This window comes from Candidatus Saccharibacteria bacterium oral taxon 955 (genome assembly GCA_010202265.1).
GTDB lineage: Bacteria > Patescibacteriota > Saccharimonadia > Saccharimonadales > Saccharimonadaceae > Saccharimonas.
Map to the genome: position 1 here is coordinate 418,674 of CP047918.1, position 22,681 is coordinate 441,354.

Genomic DNA, 22,681 nt, shown 5'->3' on the forward strand with positions numbered 1-22,681 from the left:
TTAGCAAAAAAGGGGAAATTAGATTGCAGACTGTAATCTAACATGGGTGACATGAACATACTTATGCTTGGGTGGGAGCTCCCGCCGCACAACAGCGGAGGTCTGGGTGTGGCTTGTTACCATCTATCAAAAGCTCTTGCCCACCAGGGTGCGTCGATAGATTTCGTTTTGCCTTATGACGCGCACCATCCTGGTACCGAGTATATGAATATTCACGCTGCTACTAGGCTCAATCCTATTCATAAGTTTGGCTTGATGGGGGCATATGATAGCAAATATGTAGATGAGATAGACCTCGACGCGGTAGATCTGCGAGATTTACAGACTATGCGTGGGGTGCAGAAGCGTTATGTCAGATTTGTCGAGCGTTTAATCAAGATAAAAAAGATTGGTATGCCTGACGTGATTCATGCCCATGATTGGCTGACGATGGAGGCTGGCATGCGCGCCAAAGAGCTGACCGACGCACCATTGATTGTCCACGTTCACGCCACTGAGTTTGATCGTGCGGGGTCATTTGGAAGTGGTAATCCAATTGTTCACGAGATCGAGTATCAGGGGCTGATGATGGCGGATCGAATTATCGCAGTTAGTGAAATTACTAAAAACATCATTATCCATAAATACCATATCCCTGCCGACAAAATTGAGGTTGTTCATAATGCAATTGATCTGGCGTCACTCGGTAACTACGAGTATGACAAGCGTACTTATAAGTATCTTGAGTCGCTTCGTGAGGAGGGCTATACAGTTGTATCTACGGTTACTCGATTTACGGCGCAAAAGGGTTTGGTGCAGCTTATGCGTGGTATGGCAAAAGCTTGTAGTAAGCATGATAAGTTGGTTATGCTACTGGCGGGTGATGGTGAGCAGCGTAATGAGTTGATTTCGCTTGCTGCCGACCTGGGCATTTCTGACAAAGTTTTCTTTACGGGCTTTGTCAGGGGCAAACAATGGCGTGACGCCTATAGTGTGGCTGATATATTTGTTATGAGCTCCGTTTCAGAGCCGTTTGGACTGACCGCGCTGGAGGCAGCACATCACGGTACGGCACTAATTATCAGCAAGCAGTCGGGTGTCGGCGAGGTGCTAAATAGTATTTTTCGTTATGATTTTTGGGATGTCGATAGACTGGCCGATCAATTGGTCGGTATCGCTAAGTCCCCTGCTCTTTGTGCGCAACTCAAACAAGACGTTAAGCGCGAATACGCGCGTCTGAGCTGGCATGATGTCGCACGGACATGTCTACATCTCTATAAACGCATGAAGATAGGAGCAACCGCATGAGTAGCAAGCGCGGCGTAGTTCTATACCTTCACGTCCACCAGCCATGGCGGGTGCGTGAGTATACGGTATTTGATACGGCCGAAAACCACGATTATTTCTCAACCACCCGAGAATTACACCGCGATAACCGCGAGATATTTCTAAAAGTTGCCGATAAATCGTATCGACCAATGAATGCTCTACTCCGAACATTGCTTGAGCGATATCCAGACTTTAAAGTATCCTTGTCTATCACTGGTACATTTATTGACCAAGCTGAGGCGTGGGCGCCGGATGTGCTTGATAGTTTTTGTGAACTCGTCAAGACAGGTCGGGTTGAGATAGTGTCTGAGACCTATTACCATAGCTTGGCATTTTTCTACAGCCGGAGCGAATTTGAGCATCAGGTTGAGCTTCATCGCCAAAAAATTCGCGATGTTTTTGGGGTTGAAACTAGCGTCTTTCGTAACACAGAGTTAAGTTACAATAACGAACTCGCCAAATGGGCCGATGAATATGGTTTTAAGGGCATTTTGACCGAAGGTTGGGATCCTGTGCTGGGCTGGCGAAATGCAAACTACGTCTATAGGCCGACTGATACTACTAGCATCAAACTTTTGATGAAGAACTATCAGCTCAGTGACGATATCGCTTTTCGGTTTAGCAATAAAGCCTGGGAGTCGTATCCGCTTCACGCTGATACGTATGATGTATGGGTCAATAGCGCCCTGGGTGACGATGGCAATGTGGTGAATCTGTTTATGGACTACGAGACGTTTGGTGAACACCAATGGGCAGATACAGGGATCTTTGACTTCTTTGCTGATTTTGTCGGTCGTTGGCTAAAGAACCCTGCAAATACCTTCTATACAGTAAGCGAAGCCTGCGATTCTTTTGAGCCAGTAGATATGGTTGACTGTCCGCAGACTATCACCTGGGCAGACACAGAGCGTGATCTCACGGCATGGCTTGGTAATTCTATGCAACATGAGGCGATGCGCCATCTTTATGATCTAGAGTCGGACGTTCTTCGCACCAACGATAAGCAGTTGATAGAAGATTGGCGACGGTTGACAACGAGTGACCACGCTTATTACATGTGCACAAAGTACTTTACTGATGGCGATGTTCATGCGTACTTTAGTCCATACGATTCTCCATATGATGCGTTCTTGTACTTCATGAATGCTGTTCGCGATGTGAGATATCGTGTTTGTGAACATCATGAGAACGGGGGTTTGTAGGTGGCGCGACCGATTGTTCTCAGTAACGGCGAGCTTCATGTTGGGATCAATAAGTTTGGCGAGGTCCACGATTTTTATTTTCCTTATGTTGGGCTTGAAAACCATTCGGCTGGCAAAGATACTCGTCACCGTGTAGGTATTTGGGTCGATGGCATACTGAGCTGGCTAGACGATGGTAGCTGGGAGCTTAATTTTACCTATCCTCATGAAGCATTAGTCGGACACGTTATCGCTAAGCACGCCAGACTGGGAATTATTGTTGAATTCGATGACACAGTCGACGCTGAGTTTAATGCTTTTATGCGCAATATTCATATCATAAATACGAAGAGCTCACCGCGTGACGTTCGTATATTCCTACACCAGTCATTTGTGATTGGTGACGCTAGGAGTAATACCGATACGGCCCAGTACTTACCTGACGCAAATGCAATTCTGCACTACCGAGGCCGTCGCGCGTTTGTTATCTCTGCCCAAGACGATGATGGAGAGTATTTTGATCAGTATTCGGTCGGTCTTTATGGTATTGAAGGGCGCGAAGGCACTTATCGCGATGCCGATGATGGTGAGTTGTCGATGTGTCCGGTTGAGCACGGTCGAGTGGATTCAATTATTCGGTTTAAAATTACGTTATCTCCACACAGCTCTTCGCGATTTCATTACTGGATTGCGTGTGGTACGTCTACTCGACAGGCGCTGTATGTTAATAAACAAATTGTCTCCCAGGGCGTACACAAACGCTTAGACGTCACTGTAAAATGGTGGCACAATTGGCTGAAACCCGCTAAAGTGTTTGCTGACAAGATCGACACAGGACATCGAGATCAATTTATCCGAAGTGTTATGCTGATAAAATCTCACATCGATAAGCGCGGAGCGGTTATTGCTAGCACCGATAGTGGTATGCTTAACTACTGGCGCGACGCTTATGCTTATTGCTGGCCGCGCGACGGTGCGTACGTACTGTGGCCGTTAATTAGAATGGGCTACAGAGAAGAAGCCTATAAATTTTTCGAGTTTTGTCGGCGTGCACTCAATGCAGGTGGCTTTTTGATGCACAAATATAGGGCGGACGGAGCGCTTGGTAGTAGTTGGCATCCGTATTTACATGCTGACGGTACGGTTTCTGCGCCGATTCAAGAGGACGAAACTGCTCTGGTGCTTTTCGTATTTAGTGAGTTTTATCACGCTTCTGGCAATGAAGCGCTGCTCAAAGAGTTCTATGAGCCAATGGTATTACCGATGGCAAATTTCCTGGCACATTATGTAGACAAACATACTGGATTGCCGAAGCCGTCATACGACCTTTGGGAAGAGAAGTTTATGACTACAACCTACACTACTGCGGTAACTCATGCGGCACTGCTTGCGGCGGCTGATTTAGCCGAGCTTTATAAAGACAATGATAGCTCGGTTCAGTGGCGGGCAGTTGCGGAGGATATTCATGAATCGGCTCAAAAGCATCTCTACAATGAGTCGCGCAAGGCATTTTACAAGGGTGTGTCGGTTGCCGAAGATGGAACGATTACGCCCGATGAGACGATCGACATGTCGAGTATCTTTGGTACATTCATGTTTGGACTTTTTCCTACCAGTAGCGAACAGACCAAGTACGCGGTGGAGACTGCCTTGACGACTTTTGGAGCAACCGACGATCGGCCGGGTCTGCCCCGCTATGAACACGATGGCTATCGTCGTGCTGATGGATCTGATAATCCTAACTGGTGGTTTGTAACAACGCTTTGGGTGGCGCAATATTTTCTCGAGGTCGGAAAAACCGAGTCGGCAAACGCAATCCTAAGATGGGTGTGTGATTCGGCCTGGTCTAGCGGTATTTTGGCGGAGCAGATCGATCCAAGGACTCTCGAGGAGGCGTCGGTCTCGCCTCTGTGTTGGAGTCAAGCGGAATATGTTTCAACCCTTCTAGATACGATAACGGATAAGTGATATATGACGGCAAGACAGCGAGCCATACTACGGATGAAGCGTGCAGTTCACCATATGCGACCGCGGCATGTCATTCGCGCTCAAATGACACGCAAGACAATTGAAGGTTTCGCTGAAAAGGTCGGTCTAGTTTATTTTGGCCATGTTGATCAGCGAAACGACGAACATCGGTTAGTGCGTGGACATACTGTTTCGGCGACTCACATCGACGACAACTACTGTGCGGGTACTATCCGTGGCTACGACGTGATGCTTGTTTCTCGTAATGATGTTCTCAAACGGCCTGATGACACCAAAGAGCGTCGTTGTCATTGGCTGATTGTGGCGATAGACCTTCATACGAAGGCGGAAGTTCCCCATTGCTACGTCGGTCATCATTCCCAGGACTCTGTATTCAGAGCGTCTTATGAGCGGATTTACCCGCTGGCTATAGGTAGTTTTTATGGTGCTTATCCGCACCGATTTATCAGCGAGTATACTGTTTATGGAAAAGCGACTCACGCGCTTAATATTGAGCGTATTATAACACCTCAGGTGGCTATGGTTATCGCGACACACTTTTCGGGTGCTAGTATAGAAATCAAAGAAGGTTCATTATACCTCTATATCGAAAGCGAGCGCCCCAATGAGGCGCTACTTGAGAAGATGCTTTCAAATGGATTATGGCTCGCTGAGTCGATCGACACGATCTACTCAGTAAAATAGGCGGCAAACTAGCCTTTTCGTGGCTTAACTTCGTTGCGGCCGAGAGATTTCTTAGTCTCTACGTATTTTGCGTGCTTACGAGCTTTTGGGTCGTACTTCATCAGCTCCAGGTTGTCTGGAGTGTTTTGTGTATTTTTGCGGGTCACGTATGTGCGGTGTCCAGTCAGCTCGCTTACGAGAGCGATGGTCTTGCGCTTGGTATTCGTCTTCTTAGCCATAAACTTCCTTTATACGTTGATATAAAACTTCAACTACGTAGTATACCAGATAGCTACCTCTATTACAATAGCTTATCGGTAATTTGTAAACGAGAGCGGAAAATCAAAGTCGCCAGTGCGTAGAGTCTGCATGACCGATTGAAGCTCGTCTTTACTATTGCTCATAACGCGCACAGCATCTCCCTGAATCTGCGCCTTCACCTTGGGGTGTTTTTCTTTGAGAAGCTTGGTAATCTGCTTGGCGTTATCTTGCTTGAGACCATCCTTGAACGGTACATCTTTCCAAGCACGCATATTTGCCTCGGTAACCTTGCCAGACAGGTCAAGTACCTTGCTGGTCATTCCACGTTTTGCTAGTTGCTTGCCTATCATGTCGATTACGCTTTCAAGTTGCCACTCGTTACTGCCGATGACCTTGAATCCCTTTTTGTCGGCCAGCCACTCAATTCCTGCTGGTGTGCCCTTGAAGTCGTATCGGTTAGCTATCTCACGAACAACTAGCTGCTCGACGTTATTCATTTCGGCTTTGTCGTAGGTAGATTCGATATCAAAACTAAATTGTGCCATAAGCTCAGTATAGCTTGTCGGCGCAAAACACCCTACATTGACATTCTATACGTAAAGTGCTATAATAGAAATATGCAAGATGTGATTAAGCAAGTTTATGTGTCGTGGTCAAGTGAAAAGAATCAGCGTCGTAAGCTCCAACAAGCATATGTTATCGTTGCCTCTATATTGGCTGCTCTGGCTGGCGTAGTTACGTTACTAAATGACAGCCTAGGCAAAAAGCTACTTATGGTAGCGGCAGGTGCGATATTTATATTTTTCGTGAACGCAATTATGTGGGCGTTGGTTGAGGCTTTTGTTAGCTCTCGTTCAGGCAGTAAGAAGTAGTTAAGATAGACTAGGCTGACTGATATTTGCTATAAATATGGCGTTGGTGTGGTACAATATCTGAGATAGCCTGACCATTTCAGATGTCATCGCACGTCGTGCCGCGATAGCTCAGTTGGTAGAGCGCATCCATGGTAAGGATGAGGTCTCGGGTTCAAGCCCCGATCGTGGCTCCAGAATAGATTTTACTAAAATAATCGCCGAATTGGCGATTATTTTATTTGATAACTCGTAGTATAGTACTGCGTTTATGTAGGACTGTCTATGACTTGAGCTCAAGGCTATGTAATGCTTTTGTCCAGCGTTCGTGAAACGACGGATTGGCCTCAGACAGCTTGAGCATATGCGCACCTAGCTCAGTCACCTCACGAGGAGAAACGTGCCCATTTACGATTGCCTCATTGAGAACGGCTTTGACGAACTCTGGTTTTTCTTCTGCTCTACCCTCATCAAAGGTTAGCTCATCGAGGTCAAGTAGCCCTTGAGTAAGTAGATGAGCAGGATTGTGCTCACGTAGCTTTGTGAGACTATCCCCGTCTATAAAGTCGGCCAGATAATAGCCATTATAGCCTAATGTAGCACCATAGCGCCTCATCCAGTATGAGCGCTTGCTGTCTACATTGGTAATTGCTTCCGGGTGATGTTGTAGCTCGTGTAGTCCAGCTAAGCGGAAAGAGATATATTTATTCATCGCTAGCTTTTTGACGTCGTCTGGCATATCATCGTGATTTCCCCAAAAAGCAATTTCATAGCCTTCGTCAGCCTCGCAGTCAGGGATGAGCTCGCCGTGAGAAATACTAATCGGTGACGGATATTGGCTAGTACGTTCGTGAACAATAGACGAGCGTTCTGCGATAGACAAATCGCTGATTGATTTGACTATGGACTTTTTATCGCCAGACACCTCGATGCGTTCGATAGGCTCGATCACTTTGGAAATATCATTAGAGAATGTCTGTGGGATGCGTCCTCCAAAGATAACGTTCATAGTCGACTGTTCACTGGTTACGCCTCCTTGAGTGTTCCATTCGTTGCCTACTAGGTCAAAGTGGATGCCACCGACGGTGCCTTTTGCCCGAAGCAACGGATTGGCATCGTTGGCGGTCAATGGCATAAGAATATTTTTAATATCAGAGACGTTGATATCTGGCTTGAGGCGAAAAGATTTGGCGCTTACTCCGTGGTTGTGTACATGATCATGGCCGTGTTCGTGACCGCAGTCGCAGCCGCACACCTCTAGCAGATGACGACCGAATCTTAGCTCACGATCCATGCCACGAAGTTTGGCAAGGATTTCAAAAAAATCAGTAGAGTTAGGTTTGATTAATTCAACCGAAACATCATCGGCTAGTGGTGGAAGTTGATCTAAAACGGTATTCATAACGTCAGCGTCATTACTGCTGTCTGGTATGTGAGTGATGCCGATTATATCTGCGACCGAAAGTTGACTTGGGAGAACCTGCCACTTGAGGTCACGTTCAACGGTTTGAGCGTTTGCTAGGGCTATAACACTGAGGTCAAAGCCGCTCGAACGAACCACGTTAGCAATTTCTGTCCCAGGAGCGATGCCAGTTGGCTCTATGAACAGGACATTTATGCCAGAATCGTGGACTCGTTCTAGGGCATCTTTGAATTGAGTGACGTCACTACAGCCAATACAGCCAGCGGTGAGTGGAATGATTTTCTCACTACGATTTGCTGGGTGATCCCAAATACGTCTTGCGTCAACGTTGTTTTCGCCAACATCATTGACGACAACTGCATAGCTATCGTCAAGTGGTACATGTTCGATTAAACGGTTTAGTGTGGTAGTCTTGCCTGCCCCAAGCGGACCGAGTACTGAGATGACTTCAAATTTTTTGCTTTCCATAAGCTAGGCTCCTAGGTGCGGGAATTGTCCGTATGGCAATAGGACGATCTCGCGAATATTACAGTTTGCATCTAGGCTATATTTTGCGGCGTCTCCGATTTGTTCGGCCGTAAATACGGGATAAGTCTCGACTGTTGGATGGTAGCCGAGGTTTTTTGTGATGTCTACTGCTGTGTCGAGCGTGTAGTCGTTGTCAAAGAACCCGCTATCGGTACTGCCTGGCATTATTTCGGTCACAAATATGTTCTCGGGTGTTAGGTCGAGGGCAACGGTTCGGATAAGTCCGTGACCAGCACCTTTTTGCGCAACATCTAGCCCGAGCGACTGTTTGGCACGTACGGCAGCAGCAGCTGAGATAAATATTACCTTGCTGATTGGCTGGTCTGCAAAGATTTTTGCCTGCTTCATCGCTTGTAGGATGTTTATTAGGGTGACACAGTTGTTGGCTACGAGGTCAGGAATTGCCTCTGCCCGCATTTCCCAGGTATGTGCTAATAGACTGTTATTTGGTAGAGGTGTCGCTGTATCTGAAGCGCCACCATAATGGACAAGATGGACTGGTAGTCCGAGCGACCGCTTGAGGCTGGTGACTTGCTTGACAAACTCACCTACCCGTTGCTTGTTTAGAAGGTCTACTTCATAAAAACGATCCTTTGATAGGCCAAATTCAGACTCAAGTATCTGAGCGTCAGATTGTGAATAACCGCACGCAATTATTTCGTAATCGTCAATCAGTTGTCGAACGACTCCTGCACCAGCATTCATCTTGTATTTTTTGCCTTTATGATCGATATAGTTAACGATCTGTCCACCATTAAATTCTTTTTTAAGTGGCGAGAATTTGACCCCCGTCACGACTATAAGTGCTTTTTTCATGAAATTATTTTAAGTTGACTTTGATATACATTGCAAATTTGTTGCAATTTGTCTATACTATTGCAACAATGAGTAGCCCAGAATCGTCCCTAGCAGAGGTACTAAAAGCCAACGGCTTACATGTTACAAATGCACGTAAGCAGGTGTTTTTGGCATTGCATCACAAAGAGCCTCAGTCTATGAATAGTCTCTATCAGTGCCTAAAAGACAAAATTGACCGCACGAGTATTTATCGTACGATCGCGCTATTTGAAAAGTTACATATCATCAACAAGATATATATTGGCTGGAAATATAAGATTGAGCTATCTGATGCGTTCTCTGACCACCATCATCATATTTCCTGCTTGGGGTGTGGGACCATAATTGCCGTGGAAGAGGATCATAGAATCGAGCACTTGATCGCCAAGCTGGCTAAAAAGCACAACATCTACCGACCAACTCATCAACTAGAGATCCAAGGTTACTGCAAACGATGCATAGATGTCGCGCCAAAACTAAAAAGGAGAGATTAGCTTTTAGGTTCTAGTTAATTGGGGGCTGTGATTATTTAAGTAATCTTTTTGTAGCCAAACTCATCTAGCTTTTGGGTAATTTCGTCATATTTTTTACCGGCTAGCAGTCCCCCCGCAATGAAATCCTCCTGGGTGACGTCTGATAGAGTTATTGATGGCGCTACGAAGTTGGCCTTTTCTTCAAGAGTTCTAAACTCAAAATCTATCAGCACCAAGCCAGTTAAGCCCTCTAGAAAAACATCAATTTCGGCTAATTTGCCATCAACGTTAAGCTTGTAGCGGTCTTTTGCTACGCGCTTATTGCTGCACCCTGCAAGAGCAGTAAACTCATCTTTTGTCAGCGGTATTGTTCGCTCAATTTGTCTAGAAGCGTCGTCGTCAAGGACTGGTGTTTTTTTAGTGATTTCGTATTTGTCGCCTTTTTGCCTAAGTCTTAGATGTGAATGACCAGGTGTATCTGGGATGTAGATATCTACAATACGAGTCGGTGATGTAGACTCGATCTCTGGGGGTAGCCCTTTGGCGAGAAATGTCAGCTCTAATTCCAGCTCGTCACTCATATATAACTCCTTTTTAACATAATAATACACCAAGTCACAAGTACTTGGTGTGCTTATCTTGTCGGAACTTACAGCTCCGTTAGAATCTATTTTAGTACAAAATGCTAAAAACTGTGAGTTGTACCGCTGGTCGCAATAACATCACCAGTCATTTATAATAGCTCTATGAGCCAACTATCTATAAAAAATAAGTTTATTAGCACTGTTCGCACCCATCCCCTAGTGTCATTCTTTATTCTCGCATATCTTGGGTCGTGGATTGGGTGGAGTCCGTGGTGGTTGTCGCAGACAGGTGTCGGGTTGCTGCCGTATGAACTGCCACATTCTGCGGTTGCCGGTATCAATCAGCTCGGACTTATTGCGGGGCCGCTGGTTGCGGCGTTTTTTGTTACTCGCATCGCGAGTGGACGCAAAGGAGTAAAGCAACTACAAAAGAGCTTTACGCAGTGGCGAGCGCACCCACTGGCATATATTCTCGCATTCGTGGCAATTCCTCTAGCGATTTGTGCGGCGTATTTCCTCTTTGGTGGTGTTGGGATTTCGTCCAACATATCGCCTGCGATTATTACGACGTTGCTCGTTACATTTGTTACATATCTTGCTGGTGGTCCGATACAGGAAGAGGGCGGCTGGCGAGGCTTTGCTCTTCATCGTTTGCAGCAGCGGTATCACCCGCTAGTTGCGGCGGTTATTCTGGGCGTTGTGCATTGTCTATGGCATGTGCCATTGTTCTTTACTTCCGAATGGGACACGGCGCGCAGTGAGGCTTCGCAGTTATGGGCGTACCTTGTACTCGTGGTGAGTATGTCGGTCGTGATGTCATGGATTGTCAACAAGGCGCGCGGCAGTGTGTTTCTTGCTGTACTCGCACACAATAGCGTCAATTGGTCGCTCTTTGTTGTCGCGACACTCAGCGGCGCTGCTGTCGCCAACAACTGGCCTGCTGCACTCAGTCTGACAGTACTAGCAATCGTGGCGATTGTTGCGACACGTGGGCGACTTGCTTTTGAAGAGAGCAATAGGTAATAGCTACGCTATATCTGGTGTATACGCGCTAGATATAGCATATCTCTGGGATTACTTCTTCTTGCTTACCAATTCTTCATTAAACCTCAACGCCAACTCTACCCACCCCCTCAAGTCCTTTCGCCCCTCGCTGTCGAGGTCGATATAACCTTTGATCGGACGACCTTTCATGATTGTCGGGCGCGCGCCCTTTCGTTTCAGTGTGTCCTCGTGTGTGTCTGCATTGACACGCACCATGATGTTGTCTGCTTTGCTACCACCAACGCAAACATACATTTTGCTGACCTATGGTGTGTGCGATATGTCTAATTGCTGAAAAGAAAATAAAATACAGAACGGCAACATACACGAATATGCGTATTATCGCTGTACACGTAAGAGTAAAATGATTAAATGCACCGGATCGCAATTGCTGGAGGAACAGATCAGCAAGTTAGCTCTTGTCACCAATGGCGTGGATTGAACCGATGCGACAATGGTTAAATCAAGCTCCAGGCCTCAATACAATTGTAAATACCGTCGGTCGAGTGTCATCAAGGGGGTGTTAGTGAAAATAGAATAATTGAACCTTTTTCTAAAATCCAAAAATACCCAGCCTACGACTGTCCCAGAAATTTCTCTCCCCCCTTGGAGTATGGGTATTGTTACGCAAAACGCTAGAAAAAAGAGCGCGTTCGCGCTCAGTTTTACAGTTTTGTCCTGCTTTGGTACCGGAGGTAGGACTCGAACCTACGAAGGCTTGCGCCGAGAGATTTACAGTCTCTTGTCATTGCCACTAGACGACTCCGGCAAATACGAACCATGTCGCTTATAAACCGTGGAGCCGCTTCAGGGATTCGAACCCAGGACCTGCTGTTTACAAAACAGCTGCTCTAACCAACTGAGCTAAAGCGGCACAGCCCTAATTGTAACCCGTCAGAGGTAAAAAAACAAGGCTACATCTGCACTTTGCGCACTTGATGTACGCTTCGTGCTGGAGGATTTTTGCTTGCAACGGCTTTTTCTATGCGAGCACGCAGTTCACCTGCCTTGTCTGTCTGGCCGGTGCGCTCGTATGCATCGGCAAGGATATGGTAACTCTGAATGCTCGGTTCGATTTTTATGGCGCGCTCTAGACTCTCAATCATCTTTTTTTGATGACCTAATTTTTCCTGTACCTTGGCGTAGGCGATGTGTCGTGCTGCTAGGTCGTCCTCCATAGATAAGGCTTGCTCAAAAGCCAAAGCCGCTTTGTCGTAATTGGCGGTTTCGTAGTAAATCAAGCCGACATTATGAAGGCTTGAGGCACTCGGTTCAAGACTTTGGGCAATCTCAAAACATTCGATTGCGTCGGTGTAGGCCTGTTGTTTAGCGTATAGGATACCGAGTCGGTTGTAGGCAGTGGCATTCCGTTCATCTACACGGAGAATCGTCAAAAGAGCCTTTTCGGCTCGTAAATATTTGCGATCTCTCAGGCTCTCTTGAGCTATGTCCCATAGTTTATTTAGCTTACTCGAAAGACGTTGTGATATATCACCTGGAGTATCATTGACAGTTGACTGTCGCCAGATCGCCAACGCACCAAATGCTACTGCAAGTAATAATCCAAACATATCTATATTATTGTAACACAAGGTTTATTAGTTGGAGACGGATGTTTCCGTTGGCTAGGATCCGGTCGTAGGCGTCAGCGAGCTGATCACTAAGCCTCACTATTGACGGAGATGGGTTGGAGCTGAGCGAATGTCGGAGAATCTGCTGGGCCACCGTAAGCATCTCTAGGGCTGAGGTTCGATCGCCATGGTATTTTTGAGCAATCATCGCTTTTTGATAAGGAGTACCTTGGATAAAAGTACGTGCATCGGCGGCATAGGTCGAGCGTTCGGTAAATAGCTTCTCGTCATTTATTAGGCGCGAAAGCTCAGCTGGCAGTCCGTCGGCTAGAAATAGCAGCTGAGCTTGCTTACGCTCATCGTTGACGCCTTTGTTTTTGATCAAATTACGGCTAGAGGCCTGATCGATTGGCTTGATGTGTATTCGTTGAACGCGTGAGATTATCGTTGGTAGTAGCTTTTGCGGTGCATGAGAAGTCATGATAAACGACACGAATCTGTTTGGTTCTTCGAGTAGTTTCAAAAATGCGTTTTGCGCCTGTATGCTCATCTTGTCTGCCTCGTCAATCACGTAAACTCGTCTTTTTGTTAGTTTACCGCGAGTTGATTCTATTAGATCACGGATTTGCGATATTCTAATCACACCTTTTGATGATATGTCGACGTTGTTTTCATTGTCCGTGCCTTGGATCAAGCCTGCTAAGTCATGCCAAGCTAGGTCACGAGCTATCGTAGATAGACCCACCCCGACCGGACCTTCAAGTAGTAATGCGTGAGGCATGTCGATCGTCACCTTGTCGAGTAATTGCTTGGTTTCGGGATTATATAGAAGCGACATCCTGATTTACCTTTGGAAAGTATTTCCCAAACTCTGTTGGTACGGGTGCGGTAAAGGTTTTTCGAGATCCTGGAGCGGTTGTCACCTCAAGTCGGTAGGCGTGAAGGTAGAGCCTGTCAGATGGTTTACCGTAGACACGATCACCAGTAATAGGCGTACCTAAATACTGCATGTGGACTCGGAGCTGATGAGTGCGACCAGTCAGCGGATGAAGTGCCACTAACGATTTACCGTCACCCTGGTCTAGAACACGATAATCTGTAATGGCAGACTTACCTTTGCTGTCAGCGCGAAAAGTGCTTGGTGCGCTTGGATTTCGTCCGATTGGGATATCAATTTTGGCGTGTTGTTGTTTTGGCGAACCATCTACGATAGCTATGTAATCTTTTTTGGTTTTGCGACTAGCAAACTGCGACTTCAATAGATCAAATGACTCTGGCGTACGTGCGCCGATAATCAGACCACTTGTATCGCGGTCAAGCCTATGAACTATGCCAGGACGATTGGTGTCTAGTCCAACCGTTGTATAGCGACGAAAGAAGTCCGCGACCGTGAACTCATCATTTAATGCTCCTTTGCTGTGGGTCAATACACCAGCGGGCTTGTTTATGACAATTACATCGTCGTCAATATAGACAATTGGTAGATCGTGTTTCGAGAAATCCGTGTGATCTGGGGTGCTGATGGCAATATGATCCGCAGCAGTCACCTCTTGACGGGCGTTCTTTGCAGGTGTTCCGTTGACGGCAATATGCCCAGCTTTGATATGTTTTTGCCAGGTGCTACGGCTTGTTTCTGGGTAGCGTTCAGCTAGCAGTACGTCGAGGCGTTTCTTACTATCTACCTGCTGAAATAGGTAGACATCTTTGCCCTTGAACGGCAGTCCGTAGGTTGTTAGCTTGCTAATCGGGTTTTCTAAAATCTCACCCTGAACGTTACTGTCGGCGGTGTAAATTTGCTCCATTATGTAGCTCGCTCGGTCTTCGGCCGTTTCGTCTAGTAGCACGTAGAAGTGATGTCGATTGAAGCGAAATTTAACTAGTTGATTAATCGGATTGGGATGGCTTTGCTTGATTTGGTCAATATTGCGTGGAACATGACTATCGTCAGCAATTCTAAACTGTCGGAGAATCGATAAAAGGTCGCTGGTAGTGATTTTCATATTTTTTCGCTCACTATATTTTAACTCTGTCGTTTCGTCTATCGCCTTAATCCGATGGCTTTTTGAACCCGAAGTAGCGTTTCTTTGGCGACTGTATTCATGGCAAGTTCTGACTTCTCTAGCTTGTCTAAGATTTCACCGTCAGAGACGGCTGATAATTTCGCCTGGAAGTTCTCCAAGAATCGCGCCATCTCGTCGGCGACTATCTTCTTGAAGTCGCCATAGCGCTCCATGCCTGTAAACTCATCACAAACCTCCTCGAGGGTCGTTTCCCGCCCATTGGCTTGACGGACAAGCGTGAGAATCTCAAGTAGATTGCTGATACCTGGTTGACTAGTCTTGTCGTAGTTGACGCGAGCCAGACCATCGGTGGTTGCGCCCATGATTTTCTTTTTTGCCACCTCGGGGCTGTCGCTTAGAAAGATAACCCCCCTACCCGTGTCGTCCGACTTACTCATCTTCTTGCTTGGGTCAATTAGGTCTTTGATGCGCAATCCTTGGTCTTTGCCAAAAAACTCGTGTTGTTTTATCACTGGTTCAGGCACAGTAAAGAGCTCGCCGAATTTGTGGTTCATGCGCTGGGCAATGTCGCGGGTAAACTCGAGATGTTGGGTTTGATCATCGCCGACAGGAATGTATTTTGCGCCATAAAGCAAGATATCGGACGCCATCAGGACTGGATAGTCAAATAGCCCGACACTAATTCTATCGTTTGAGAGCTTTGTGGATTTATCCTTGAACTGTGTCATACGCTCCATCTCACCAAAACCTGTAAAGTTGTTGAGTAGTATCGCCAGCTCACTATGAGCCGGGACGTAACTCTGGCGATATAGATGGATATTGTCGTTATCAAGTGGTAGACCTGCGGCAACATATACGCGGGCGTTGTTCATGATGCTGTCAAACAGCAGACTGTGGTCAATCGGCGTCGTAAAGCTATGTAAATCAGGGATAAACATGTTTATCTCATATTCATTAGACCGCTTAGTGGCCATGTCTATAGTCGGTAGCATCGCACCGAAGTAGTTGCCTATGTGTAGGTCGTTGTTGGCACGAATGCCTGTGAGGATTACTGGTTTAGTCATGTTGCTCCTATTATATCAGTTTGAGGTTATAGCTTCTGGGGCTGTTGGGAACGGGTGATTTAGTGGTCTTTTAAAGGTCGAATTGTTCTGGCGGAGCCTAAAAAAGACCTGAGCGGTCTTTATTTGAATTCTGTAAAAGATATCAAACACTAACCGCAGACTAAAAGTAGAGTCGCCAGGCTTTGCTTAAGTGTCGATATGTCATACCTCTATTATACTCCAATATTACGGTTATGTCAATGAGTCGTGGCCTCGTTAACAGCTGATTTGATAGCTTCTATTGATGCACGCTGAACATTTCCGGTTACCTCATGACCACCAATAACCGACTTCCAGGTGATGCTTGGTTTTTGCTGAACAATATTTTTGATGACATCGTTAATAACCAGAATGTCTAGCTTGCCTGTTATGATTCTCGTGGGGTGCTTGATGCGTAAAATATCCTTGTAAGATTGTTGATTAAGAATTGCGGTTTCAAGGGAGGCTAGAAATGAGTTTACGTTGACGTTGGAAACCTTAAATCCAGGGTTGATTAGGTAGTATTTTCCGGCCATGCGTAGGATACGTTCGGTGGCATCTGGATTATCGCGCATGATACCGTACATTTTGCGTAGTATGACTTTTGGGTTGAAGTCAAATCTCGACGAGTTTGTCCGCGGCGTGTAAATTGGAGGGCTAATCAAGACGAGTGAAGTTAGCATTAGAGGATAACGTCTCGCCAGTTCTATACCCACAAGACCGCCCAGGGAATGCCCAACGATAACGGCGTCGCCAAACACCCTGAGTTTGAGGAGGGTTGCCGAGACGCTGGTAGCTTGGAGCTTCGCACTATATGTACCCCAGGTTGGTTTTGGGGATTTACCGAAGCCTAGTAGGTCAATGCCTATAACTCGGGCGTCTTTTGGTAGTTTTTTTATATGAGGCACCCACATGTCCAGAGAGCTACCAATACCATGGAGCAACACGATGGTGGAGTTGGGTTTTTTTGGAGACTGAAACTCACGCGTATTTAGCGTGTAAGGAATTTTTAGGTATTTGTGGATGATTTTTTGCCACATAGACCCTAGTATAGCGGAAAATATTAATCATATCGACCTAACAAAAAAACGCCTCCGAAGTAGAGACGTTTTTTGTAAATGTTTTGATTAACGCTTTGAGTATTGTTCGCGTTTGCGGGCGCTACGAAGACCGTACTTCTTGCGTTCTTTCTTGCGTGAGTCTCGGCGTAGTAGCTCGGCTTTTTTGAGTGAACCGCGAAGATCTGGCGCACCAACGGTGATCGCTTTTGCGATAGCCATCTTGATTGCGTCGACCTGCCCCGCGAGGCCACCACCTTTTACAAGAACGCTGACGTCGAACTCTTGCTGTTTGCCGACTAACGCTAGAGGGTCGGTAACCTCAGCGAGTAGCGTTTTGTTACCGTCGAGGTACTCTGCTGCTGGCTTGCCGTTAATCGTGATCTGACCTTTGCCTTTTACGAGACGTGCGCGAGCGGTTGCACTCTTGCGACGGCCAAGACCGTAGTCGTATTTTGCTTCAGCCATATTACTTTACCTCTACTTTCTCTGGCTTTTGCGCCTCGTGGGTATGTTGAGCACCCGGGAATATGCGGAGGCGTGCCATACGCTCTTTTGCGAGCTTGTTCTTTGGCAGCATGCCCTTTACCGCTGACTCAATGATGCGCTCTGGGTATTTCTCACGAACTTCCTTGAGCTGTGCCTCTTTGAGTCCACCTGGGAACCCGCTGTGGCGGTAGTAAATCTTATCAGTTTCTTTGGCGCCAGTTACCGGTACCTCTGAAGCGTTGATGACAACAACGTAGTCGCCACTATCAACGTGAGGTGTGTAAGTTGGCTTATATTTACCGATAAGATATTTAGCAATCTCTGTTGAGAGACGGCCAAGCGTCGCATCTTTTGCGTCTATTAGAATCCATCGACGGCTAATATCTGCTGGTTTTTGTGAGAATGTCTTGAATTCAGCCATGATTATTTCTTAGCCTCCTCTTTGACTTCTTTTGGCATTGCTTTGAGTTCGTCAACGAACTCGATAATTGCCATTTGCGCTCCGTCACCAACGCGTAGGCGGGTTCGCTCAACGCGGACGTGACCACTGGTGCGACCACTGAGTTGAGGAGCGATTTGATCGACAAGCTTGACGGCTGCGATTTGAGTGCTGAGACCAGCAATTACTGCACGTCGATTAGCTAGATCGCCCTTCTTGGCTTTGGTGATGAGTTTTTCTATATACCGTACGAGCTCTTTGGCCTTTGGAAGAGTAGTTTCAATTCTCTCCTCCATCACGAGACTAGTCGCGAGGCCTTTGATGAGCGCACGGCGTTGGTCGGTTTCACGACCGAACTTGCGTCCTTTGTATCCGTGTCGGTGCATCTATAGCTCCAGTTCTGCTAATTTATCTTTAACTTCGTCGAGAGCCTTACTGCCAAATCCTTTTAGCTCACGTAGGTCTTGCTCTGAAAGTGTGACCAGGTCGTGAACGGTGCGGATTTCGTTGTTGATCAGTGCGTTCGCAGTGCGAGCGCTCAGACCAAGCTCTTCAATTGGGGTGTTTAGCTCGCTAACCTCTTCCTCGCTAGTAGTACCAAGTGCAGGTGCTGATTCAACAGTAGTCGATCCAGCAAGTGCCGTGTACTGGTTAACAAGGATTGCTGAGGCCTCTTCAAACGCGTCGCGTGGACTGATTGAATGATCTGTCTCGATAGTTAGCTCGAGCTTGTCGAGATTGGTTTCTTGGCCAACGCGAGTTGAGTCAACCTTGAAGCGAACGCGAGTTACTGGGCTAAACATTGCGTCGACAGCAATCATGTCGCTGTGTAGACGATTTTTTGACGATTCTTCGATCGACTGGTAGCCACGACCCGCCTCTACGACGAGATCAATAACAACCGATTTCTTAGGGTCGTCAATGGTACAGATCACTGCGTCTGGATTCATGACTTCGACGTCAGCGGTGAGCTTAATGTCGCCAGCAGTGACAACACCTGCGCCTTTTTTCTCGAGGCGAAGCTCAACTGGCTCGTCGGTCTCGACGCGGAAGTTGATACCCTTGAGATTAAGGGTGATGTCGACTACATCTTCCTGGACACCAGGAACTGTCGTGAACTCATGAGTTGCGCCTTCAATGCGAAATGCAACAACTGCTCCGCCTCTGATGCTAGAAAGTAGTACTCGGCGAAGTGAGTTACCTAGAGTGTTCCCGTAGCCAGCCTGAAGTGGTTCTACGACAAATGTCGCGCTGTTGCTGTCGTTGTCGACTACTTTAGCGAGAGCTGGATTGTGAATTACTTTAGACATTGATATATCTCCTTACCCTTTTTAGCGTGAGTAGTACTCAACAATTAGCTGCTCATTGATATCTGCTTCAGCTTCTTCTCGCTTTGGCAGCCCAGTTACTTCAATCTTTAGCTTCTTGATATCGCTCTTGATCCAGCTGAGTGGGCCTTGAGTTGTACTGCCATGAATGTCGTTTATCTGAGAAAAGTAGCCAGACTTTGTGCTTTTTGGTCGGACGGTGATAACGTCGCCAACCTTTAGGCGAATTGATGGAATGTCGACACGACGATCGTTTAGCATGAAGTGTCCGTGACTGACGAGCTGACGAGCAGCGCGACGGCTAGTGGCAAATCCTGCGCGATAAACAGCGTTGTCGAGTCGAAGTTCTAGGAAGCGGAGAAGGTTTTCGCCTGAAAGCCCCGGTTTCCTGGTTGCTTCGTCCATCAGTTTTGCAAATTGTTTTTCTAGCAAGCCATACATGCGACGAACCTTTTGCTTCTCGCGAAGCTGAGTTGCGTACATGCTCTGTTTGCCTTGGCGTCCACCAGCATGCTCACCAGGGATACCGCTCTTTCGAGCCATAATTTTGTGTGCTTTTGGGTGAAGCGCAACGCCTTCTCGGCGGCTCTGCTTCACAATTGGGGAAGTATCGCGTGCCATAAAGTTATGCCCTTCGTGCCTTTCGTGGACGTACACCGCCGTGTGGAACACCGGTGACATCCTTGATGCTATTTACGGTCATGTCAAAGTTGCTGAGTGCGCGGATAGCAGCGTCTCGACCGAGTCCGACACCTTTGACAAATACGTCAACGGTTGATAGACCATAGCCTGTTTTAGCTGCTTCTGCGGCCTTTTCTGCGGCAACTTGGGCTGCATACGCAGTACCCTTTTTGCTTCCGCGGAAGCCACATGCTCCAGCGCTGCTTGCACTGAGGACATTACCTTTTGTGTCGGCGAACGTAACAATCGTGTTGTTGAACGTTGCCTGAATATGCAACTGACCAATTGGGACTGATCGGCGTTGCTTCTTTTTGCTTGATGCTGATTTAGCGTCTGCCATATTTCAAGTCCTTTCCTACGTCTTACTTGCTGCCTTAGGTTGTGCTCCACCGACTGCGACTGCCTTACCCTTGCGAGTTCGTGCGTTCGTTCGGGTACGCTGACCGCGTGTTGGTAGTCCCGCCTTGTGGCGAAGACCACGGTAGGCATTTACATCTTTGAGGCGTTTGATATTGTTTGCGACCAGGCGTTGCAGATCACCTTCGGTGACATAATCCTTGTCGATAATGTCGCGAAGCTTCTGCTCTTCAGCCTCGGTGAGGTCTTTCACACGAGTGGTCGGCTCAATCTTTGCCGCCGCAAGGATGCTCTTTGCGTGCTTTGGACCGATGCCGTAGATATACGTCAGCGCGATCTGCACTTGTTTCTCAGATGGGATAACTACCCCAGAGATTCGAGCCATGCTTAACCCTGCCTTTGCTTATTCTTAGGTTTTTTCTTGTTGATGACACGGAGGCGACCTTTGCGTCGGACCAGTTGATCATCAGGACTGATCTTTTTGACACTCGCACGAACTTTCATGAGCGTACAAATCTCCTACAGGAAAAACCTGTCTTAATGAGTCTCGAAGTGATATCGGGCTTCGAGGCTACGTTATTAATCACGTACGCGGAAGACGATTCTGCCCTTTGTGAGGTCGTACGGGGTCAACTCGACTTCTACGGTATCGCCTGGTACCAAGCGGATATAGTGCTTGCGCATCTTGCCGCTTATATGAGCGATAATACTCAGGCCGTTCTCCAATTCCACCTTAAATTGAGTATTAGGCAGTGCTTCCACTACCTTTCCGCGCAATTTAATTACTTCCTTGGAACTCGCCATAGATATACAGCTTAGTATTATAGCGAAATTAATGACATAAGTAAATAGTAAAATCCCCTAAAGTGGGTATATTCCGATAACCCTATGGTACGAAATGTCTAGAGTTTGGTCAAGTAAATAACTGACCCGCTAGTTAATCCTGGCGGGTCAGTTATTGATTCACGGCATAAAAGCTATTTGTAGTCGTCGTATGTCACCATTAGGGCGCGTGAGTTGATCTGACGCAAGGTCTCTAGCCCGACGGTCACAACGATTAGTAGTCCAGTACCGCCGATAGAGATATTCGCGGCGTTAACTCCTAGTTTGGCAAATACGTAGTCGATGACAAATGGCATGACGGCGATGATGCCGAGCGCGATTGAGCCGAATAGGATCAAGCGATTGACAGTGCGAGATAAGTATTTTTCGGTTTGAATACCTGGGCGGACACCTTCGATAAAGCCACCTTGCTTTTGGAGATTTTCAGCAATTTCGCTAGAGTTAAAAACTATCCCTGTGTAGAAATAAGTAAAGGCAATAACCAGTAAGAAATAAGCTATTGGATAGACCGCCACTCCCCAGTCACCGTTCGTGAAACTGGTTGCTGTTGGTGCTTGGAACCATTTAACGAGGTTTGTAGCAAGTGCTTGATCGGCGTTTGGCATCGCTTTCATAACCTGGCCGACAAACGCAGGCAGGCTGAGAAAGGCAACCGCAAAGATAACAGGGATAACTCCAGCAGCAATCAGTTTGACCGGCAAGATACTCTTGATACCACCATAGCTAGTGTTCCCGCCAACGCGCTTAGCGTAGTTCACTGTGATGATACGTTGGGCTTCGTTTATCTTAACCAGCGTGTATAGGATCGCTAAACCAAGCGTCAGTATGACTAGTACTACCCAAAAAGCGGTTGGATTAACAGGCAGCTCAAACCAGCCAAAGACATTTAGTTTACCCGCTGAGGTGTCGAGTAGCGAACTTATCAGTGTGCCGAATGTTTTTGGCAGCTGCGAAACAATACCAGCAAAAATAATTAGCGAGATGCCGTTGCCGACCCCTTGCTCGGTGATTAATTCGCCAATCCACATCAATAGCACAGAGCCAGCGGTCATTGCTAGCACGGCAACAACCCACTCCATAGGTGATGTTGTAACCGTACCAGCTGTGCTACCAGCGAGAACTGATTGGCGCAAAATATAGATAAATGCGACTGATTGAATTACGGCAAGTGGGACGCTAATCATACGTGTCCACTGGTTGATTTTGCGACGACCAGTTTCACCGTCTTTATGCAGTTCCTCGAGTTTTGGGATTGCCTTGGTCAGGAGCTGAGTAATGATGCTAGCGGTAATAAACGGACTCATGCCGACAAGCACGATACTGATTTGTGCCAGAGCGCCACCGCTCATTAGATTGAGGAAGCCTCCAAAGTCGCTATTGCCGATGACGCTTTCAATAATCGTTTTAAGCTTAGTTGGTTCTGCTAGTGGCACTGGAATATGCGCCATGAAGCGAAAAGCAATAAGCAACCCAAGCACGATGCCGAGGCGTTTTTGCATATCACGGTTTTTGAGAGAGCGGAATACGGTTCGCCAATTCATATCTGTATTGTTTCTTCCCTGTTTAAATCAGTCGATTATAATTCCTCGTTATTATAACATACTTAAGGATATTAAATACCCCGCAACCTTTGGGAGAGACGAGACGCCTCAATCGCAAAGATTGCGGGG

General features: G+C 46.9%; 28 protein-coding genes and 3 tRNA genes. 8 read left to right on the forward strand and 23 right to left on the reverse strand.

Going from position 1 to position 22,681, the window contains the following annotated elements; genetic code table 11:
• The first annotated feature begins 51 nt into the window (after window positions 1–51).
• Genes GWK75_02210 through GWK75_02225 form a run of 4 tightly spaced genes read left to right on the forward strand, consistent with a single transcriptional unit; the run spans window position 52 to window position 5,162 of the window.
• A complete protein-coding gene (locus GWK75_02210) occupies window positions 52–1,287 on the forward strand; it encodes a glycosyltransferase (protein ID QHU91262.1) in 1,236 nt (411 codons plus the stop codon).
• Window positions 1,284–2,510, forward strand: coding sequence for a polysaccharide deacetylase family protein (locus tag GWK75_02215; GenBank protein ID QHU91263.1), 1,227 nt, complete (start codon window positions 1,284–1,286; stop codon window positions 2,508–2,510). The genes GWK75_02210 and GWK75_02215 overlap by 4 nt, the downstream gene beginning before the upstream one ends.
• Window positions 2,511–4,457, forward strand: coding sequence for a hypothetical protein (locus GWK75_02220; protein ID QHU91264.1), 1,947 nt, complete (start codon window positions 2,511–2,513; stop codon window positions 4,455–4,457).
• A 3-nt stretch (window positions 4,458–4,460) separates the two neighbouring features.
• Window positions 4,461–5,162 carry a hypothetical protein gene (locus GWK75_02225; GenBank protein QHU91265.1) on the forward strand — a complete coding sequence of 234 codons (702 nt, stop codon included), beginning with the start codon at window positions 4,461–4,463 and terminating at the stop codon, window positions 5,160–5,162.
• 8 nt (window positions 5,163–5,170) lie between these two features.
• Here the strand turns inward: GWK75_02225 and rpmG are convergent, their stop codons facing one another.
• Window positions 5,171–5,380 carry a 50S ribosomal protein L33 gene (rpmG, locus tag GWK75_02230; protein QHU91266.1) on the reverse strand — a complete coding sequence of 70 codons (210 nt, stop codon included), beginning with the start codon at window positions 5,378–5,380 and terminating at the stop codon, window positions 5,171–5,173.
• 72 nt (window positions 5,381–5,452) lie between these two features.
• On the reverse strand, window positions 5,453–5,947 hold the full coding sequence (locus GWK75_02235) for a YajQ family cyclic di-GMP-binding protein (protein QHU91267.1): 495 nt from the start codon (window positions 5,945–5,947) through the stop codon (window positions 5,453–5,455).
• A gap of 72 nt (window positions 5,948–6,019) precedes the next feature.
• Here GWK75_02235 and GWK75_02240 point away from each other — a divergent pair, with 72 nt between their 5' ends.
• Complete coding sequence (locus GWK75_02240) at window positions 6,020–6,274, forward strand: hypothetical protein (protein ID QHU91268.1); 255 nt, start codon at window positions 6,020–6,022, stop codon at window positions 6,272–6,274.
• A 100-nt stretch (window positions 6,275–6,374) separates the two neighbouring features.
• A tRNA-Thr gene (locus GWK75_02245) sits at window positions 6,375–6,450 on the forward strand.
• An 86-nt stretch (window positions 6,451–6,536) separates the two neighbouring features.
• Here the strand turns inward: GWK75_02245 and GWK75_02250 are convergent.
• Both GWK75_02250 and GWK75_02255 read right to left on the reverse strand, forming a co-directional pair.
• Window positions 6,537–8,144, reverse strand: coding sequence for a hypothetical protein (locus tag GWK75_02250; GenBank protein ID QHU91269.1), 1,608 nt, complete (start codon window positions 8,142–8,144; stop codon window positions 6,537–6,539).
• A gap of 3 nt (window positions 8,145–8,147) precedes the next feature.
• Window positions 8,148–9,020 carry an SDR family NAD(P)-dependent oxidoreductase gene (locus tag GWK75_02255; GenBank protein ID QHU91270.1) on the reverse strand — a complete coding sequence of 291 codons (873 nt, stop codon included), beginning with the start codon at window positions 9,018–9,020 and terminating at the stop codon, window positions 8,148–8,150.
• Between the two features lie 68 nt (window positions 9,021–9,088).
• Here GWK75_02255 and GWK75_02260 point away from each other — a divergent pair, with 68 nt between their 5' ends.
• Window positions 9,089–9,535 (forward strand): hypothetical protein, encoded by a 447-nt coding sequence (locus tag GWK75_02260; GenBank protein ID QHU91271.1) that lies wholly within the window; start codon window positions 9,089–9,091, stop codon window positions 9,533–9,535.
• Between the two features lie 35 nt (window positions 9,536–9,570).
• On the opposite strand, the gene GWK75_02265 is transcribed toward GWK75_02260, so the two are convergent.
• The gene (locus GWK75_02265) at window positions 9,571–10,095 is read right to left on the reverse strand and encodes a hypothetical protein (protein QHU91272.1); all 525 of its coding nucleotides are present in this window, start codon (window positions 10,093–10,095) and stop codon (window positions 9,571–9,573) included.
• 165 nt (window positions 10,096–10,260) lie between these two features.
• Here GWK75_02265 and GWK75_02270 point away from each other — a divergent pair, with 165 nt between their 5' ends.
• Complete coding sequence (locus tag GWK75_02270) at window positions 10,261–11,121, forward strand: CPBP family intramembrane metalloprotease (GenBank protein ID QHU91273.1); 861 nt, start codon at window positions 10,261–10,263, stop codon at window positions 11,119–11,121.
• 51 nt (window positions 11,122–11,172) lie between these two features.
• Here GWK75_02270 and GWK75_02275 read toward each other — a convergent pair whose 3' ends face one another.
• The 18 genes from GWK75_02275 to secY form a co-directional block, all read right to left on the reverse strand.
• Entirely contained in the window at window positions 11,173–11,397 is a 225-nt protein-coding gene (locus tag GWK75_02275; protein QHU91274.1) for a hypothetical protein, read from the reverse strand.
• 429 nt (window positions 11,398–11,826) lie between these two features.
• Window positions 11,827–11,911, reverse strand: a tRNA-Tyr gene (locus GWK75_02280).
• A 28-nt stretch (window positions 11,912–11,939) separates the two neighbouring features.
• Window positions 11,940–12,016, reverse strand: a tRNA-Thr gene (locus GWK75_02285).
• A gap of 40 nt (window positions 12,017–12,056) precedes the next feature.
• Complete coding sequence (locus tag GWK75_02290) at window positions 12,057–12,713, reverse strand: tetratricopeptide repeat protein (GenBank protein ID QHU91275.1); 657 nt, start codon at window positions 12,711–12,713, stop codon at window positions 12,057–12,059.
• A gap of 7 nt (window positions 12,714–12,720) precedes the next feature.
• Window positions 12,721–13,551 (reverse strand): AAA family ATPase, encoded by an 831-nt coding sequence (locus tag GWK75_02295; GenBank protein ID QHU91276.1) that lies wholly within the window; start codon window positions 13,549–13,551, stop codon window positions 12,721–12,723.
• Entirely contained in the window at window positions 13,535–14,713 is a 1,179-nt protein-coding gene (locus GWK75_02300; GenBank protein QHU91277.1) for an RluA family pseudouridine synthase, read from the reverse strand. The genes GWK75_02295 and GWK75_02300 overlap by 17 nt, the downstream gene beginning before the upstream one ends.
• A 38-nt stretch (window positions 14,714–14,751) precedes the next feature.
• Entirely contained in the window at window positions 14,752–15,798 is a 1,047-nt protein-coding gene (gene trpS / locus GWK75_02305; protein ID QHU91278.1) for a tryptophan--tRNA ligase, read from the reverse strand.
• Between the two features lie 236 nt (window positions 15,799–16,034).
• Window positions 16,035–16,856 (reverse strand): alpha/beta fold hydrolase, encoded by an 822-nt coding sequence (locus GWK75_02310; GenBank protein QHU91279.1) that lies wholly within the window; start codon window positions 16,854–16,856, stop codon window positions 16,035–16,037.
• A gap of 87 nt (window positions 16,857–16,943) precedes the next feature.
• Window positions 16,944–17,342 carry a 30S ribosomal protein S9 gene (gene rpsI, locus GWK75_02315; GenBank protein ID QHU91280.1) on the reverse strand — a complete coding sequence of 133 codons (399 nt, stop codon included), beginning with the start codon at window positions 17,340–17,342 and terminating at the stop codon, window positions 16,944–16,946.
• 1 nt (window position 17,343) lies between these two features.
• Complete coding sequence (rplM, locus tag GWK75_02320) at window positions 17,344–17,784, reverse strand: 50S ribosomal protein L13 (GenBank protein ID QHU91281.1); 441 nt, start codon at window positions 17,782–17,784, stop codon at window positions 17,344–17,346.
• Between the two features lie 2 nt (window positions 17,785–17,786).
• Entirely contained in the window at window positions 17,787–18,188 is a 402-nt protein-coding gene (gene rplQ, locus GWK75_02325) for a 50S ribosomal protein L17 (GenBank protein ID QHU91282.1), read from the reverse strand.
• The gene (locus tag GWK75_02330) at window positions 18,189–19,112 is read right to left on the reverse strand and encodes a DNA-directed RNA polymerase subunit alpha (protein QHU91283.1); all 924 of its coding nucleotides are present in this window, start codon (window positions 19,110–19,112) and stop codon (window positions 18,189–18,191) included.
• Between the two features lie 21 nt (window positions 19,113–19,133).
• Window positions 19,134–19,751 (reverse strand): 30S ribosomal protein S4, encoded by a 618-nt coding sequence (gene rpsD, locus GWK75_02335; protein ID QHU91284.1) that lies wholly within the window; start codon window positions 19,749–19,751, stop codon window positions 19,134–19,136.
• A gap of 4 nt (window positions 19,752–19,755) precedes the next feature.
• Window positions 19,756–20,151: a 30S ribosomal protein S11 gene (rpsK, locus tag GWK75_02340; GenBank protein QHU91285.1), complete on the reverse strand. Its 396-nt coding sequence runs from the start codon at window positions 20,149–20,151 to the stop codon at window positions 19,756–19,758.
• A 15-nt stretch (window positions 20,152–20,166) separates the two neighbouring features.
• Entirely contained in the window at window positions 20,167–20,553 is a 387-nt protein-coding gene (gene rpsM / locus GWK75_02345; protein QHU91286.1) for a 30S ribosomal protein S13, read from the reverse strand.
• Between the two features lie 2 nt (window positions 20,554–20,555).
• Window positions 20,556–20,672, reverse strand: coding sequence for a 50S ribosomal protein L36 (rpmJ, locus tag GWK75_02350; GenBank protein QHU91287.1), 117 nt, complete (start codon window positions 20,670–20,672; stop codon window positions 20,556–20,558).
• A 75-nt stretch (window positions 20,673–20,747) separates the two neighbouring features.
• Entirely contained in the window at window positions 20,748–20,972 is a 225-nt protein-coding gene (infA, locus tag GWK75_02355) for a translation initiation factor IF-1 (GenBank protein QHU91288.1), read from the reverse strand.
• 173 nt (window positions 20,973–21,145) lie between these two features.
• Window positions 21,146–22,552 (reverse strand): preprotein translocase subunit SecY, encoded by a 1,407-nt coding sequence (gene secY / locus GWK75_02360; protein ID QHU91289.1) that lies wholly within the window; start codon window positions 22,550–22,552, stop codon window positions 21,146–21,148.
• Window positions 22,553–22,681 lie beyond the last annotated feature (129 nt).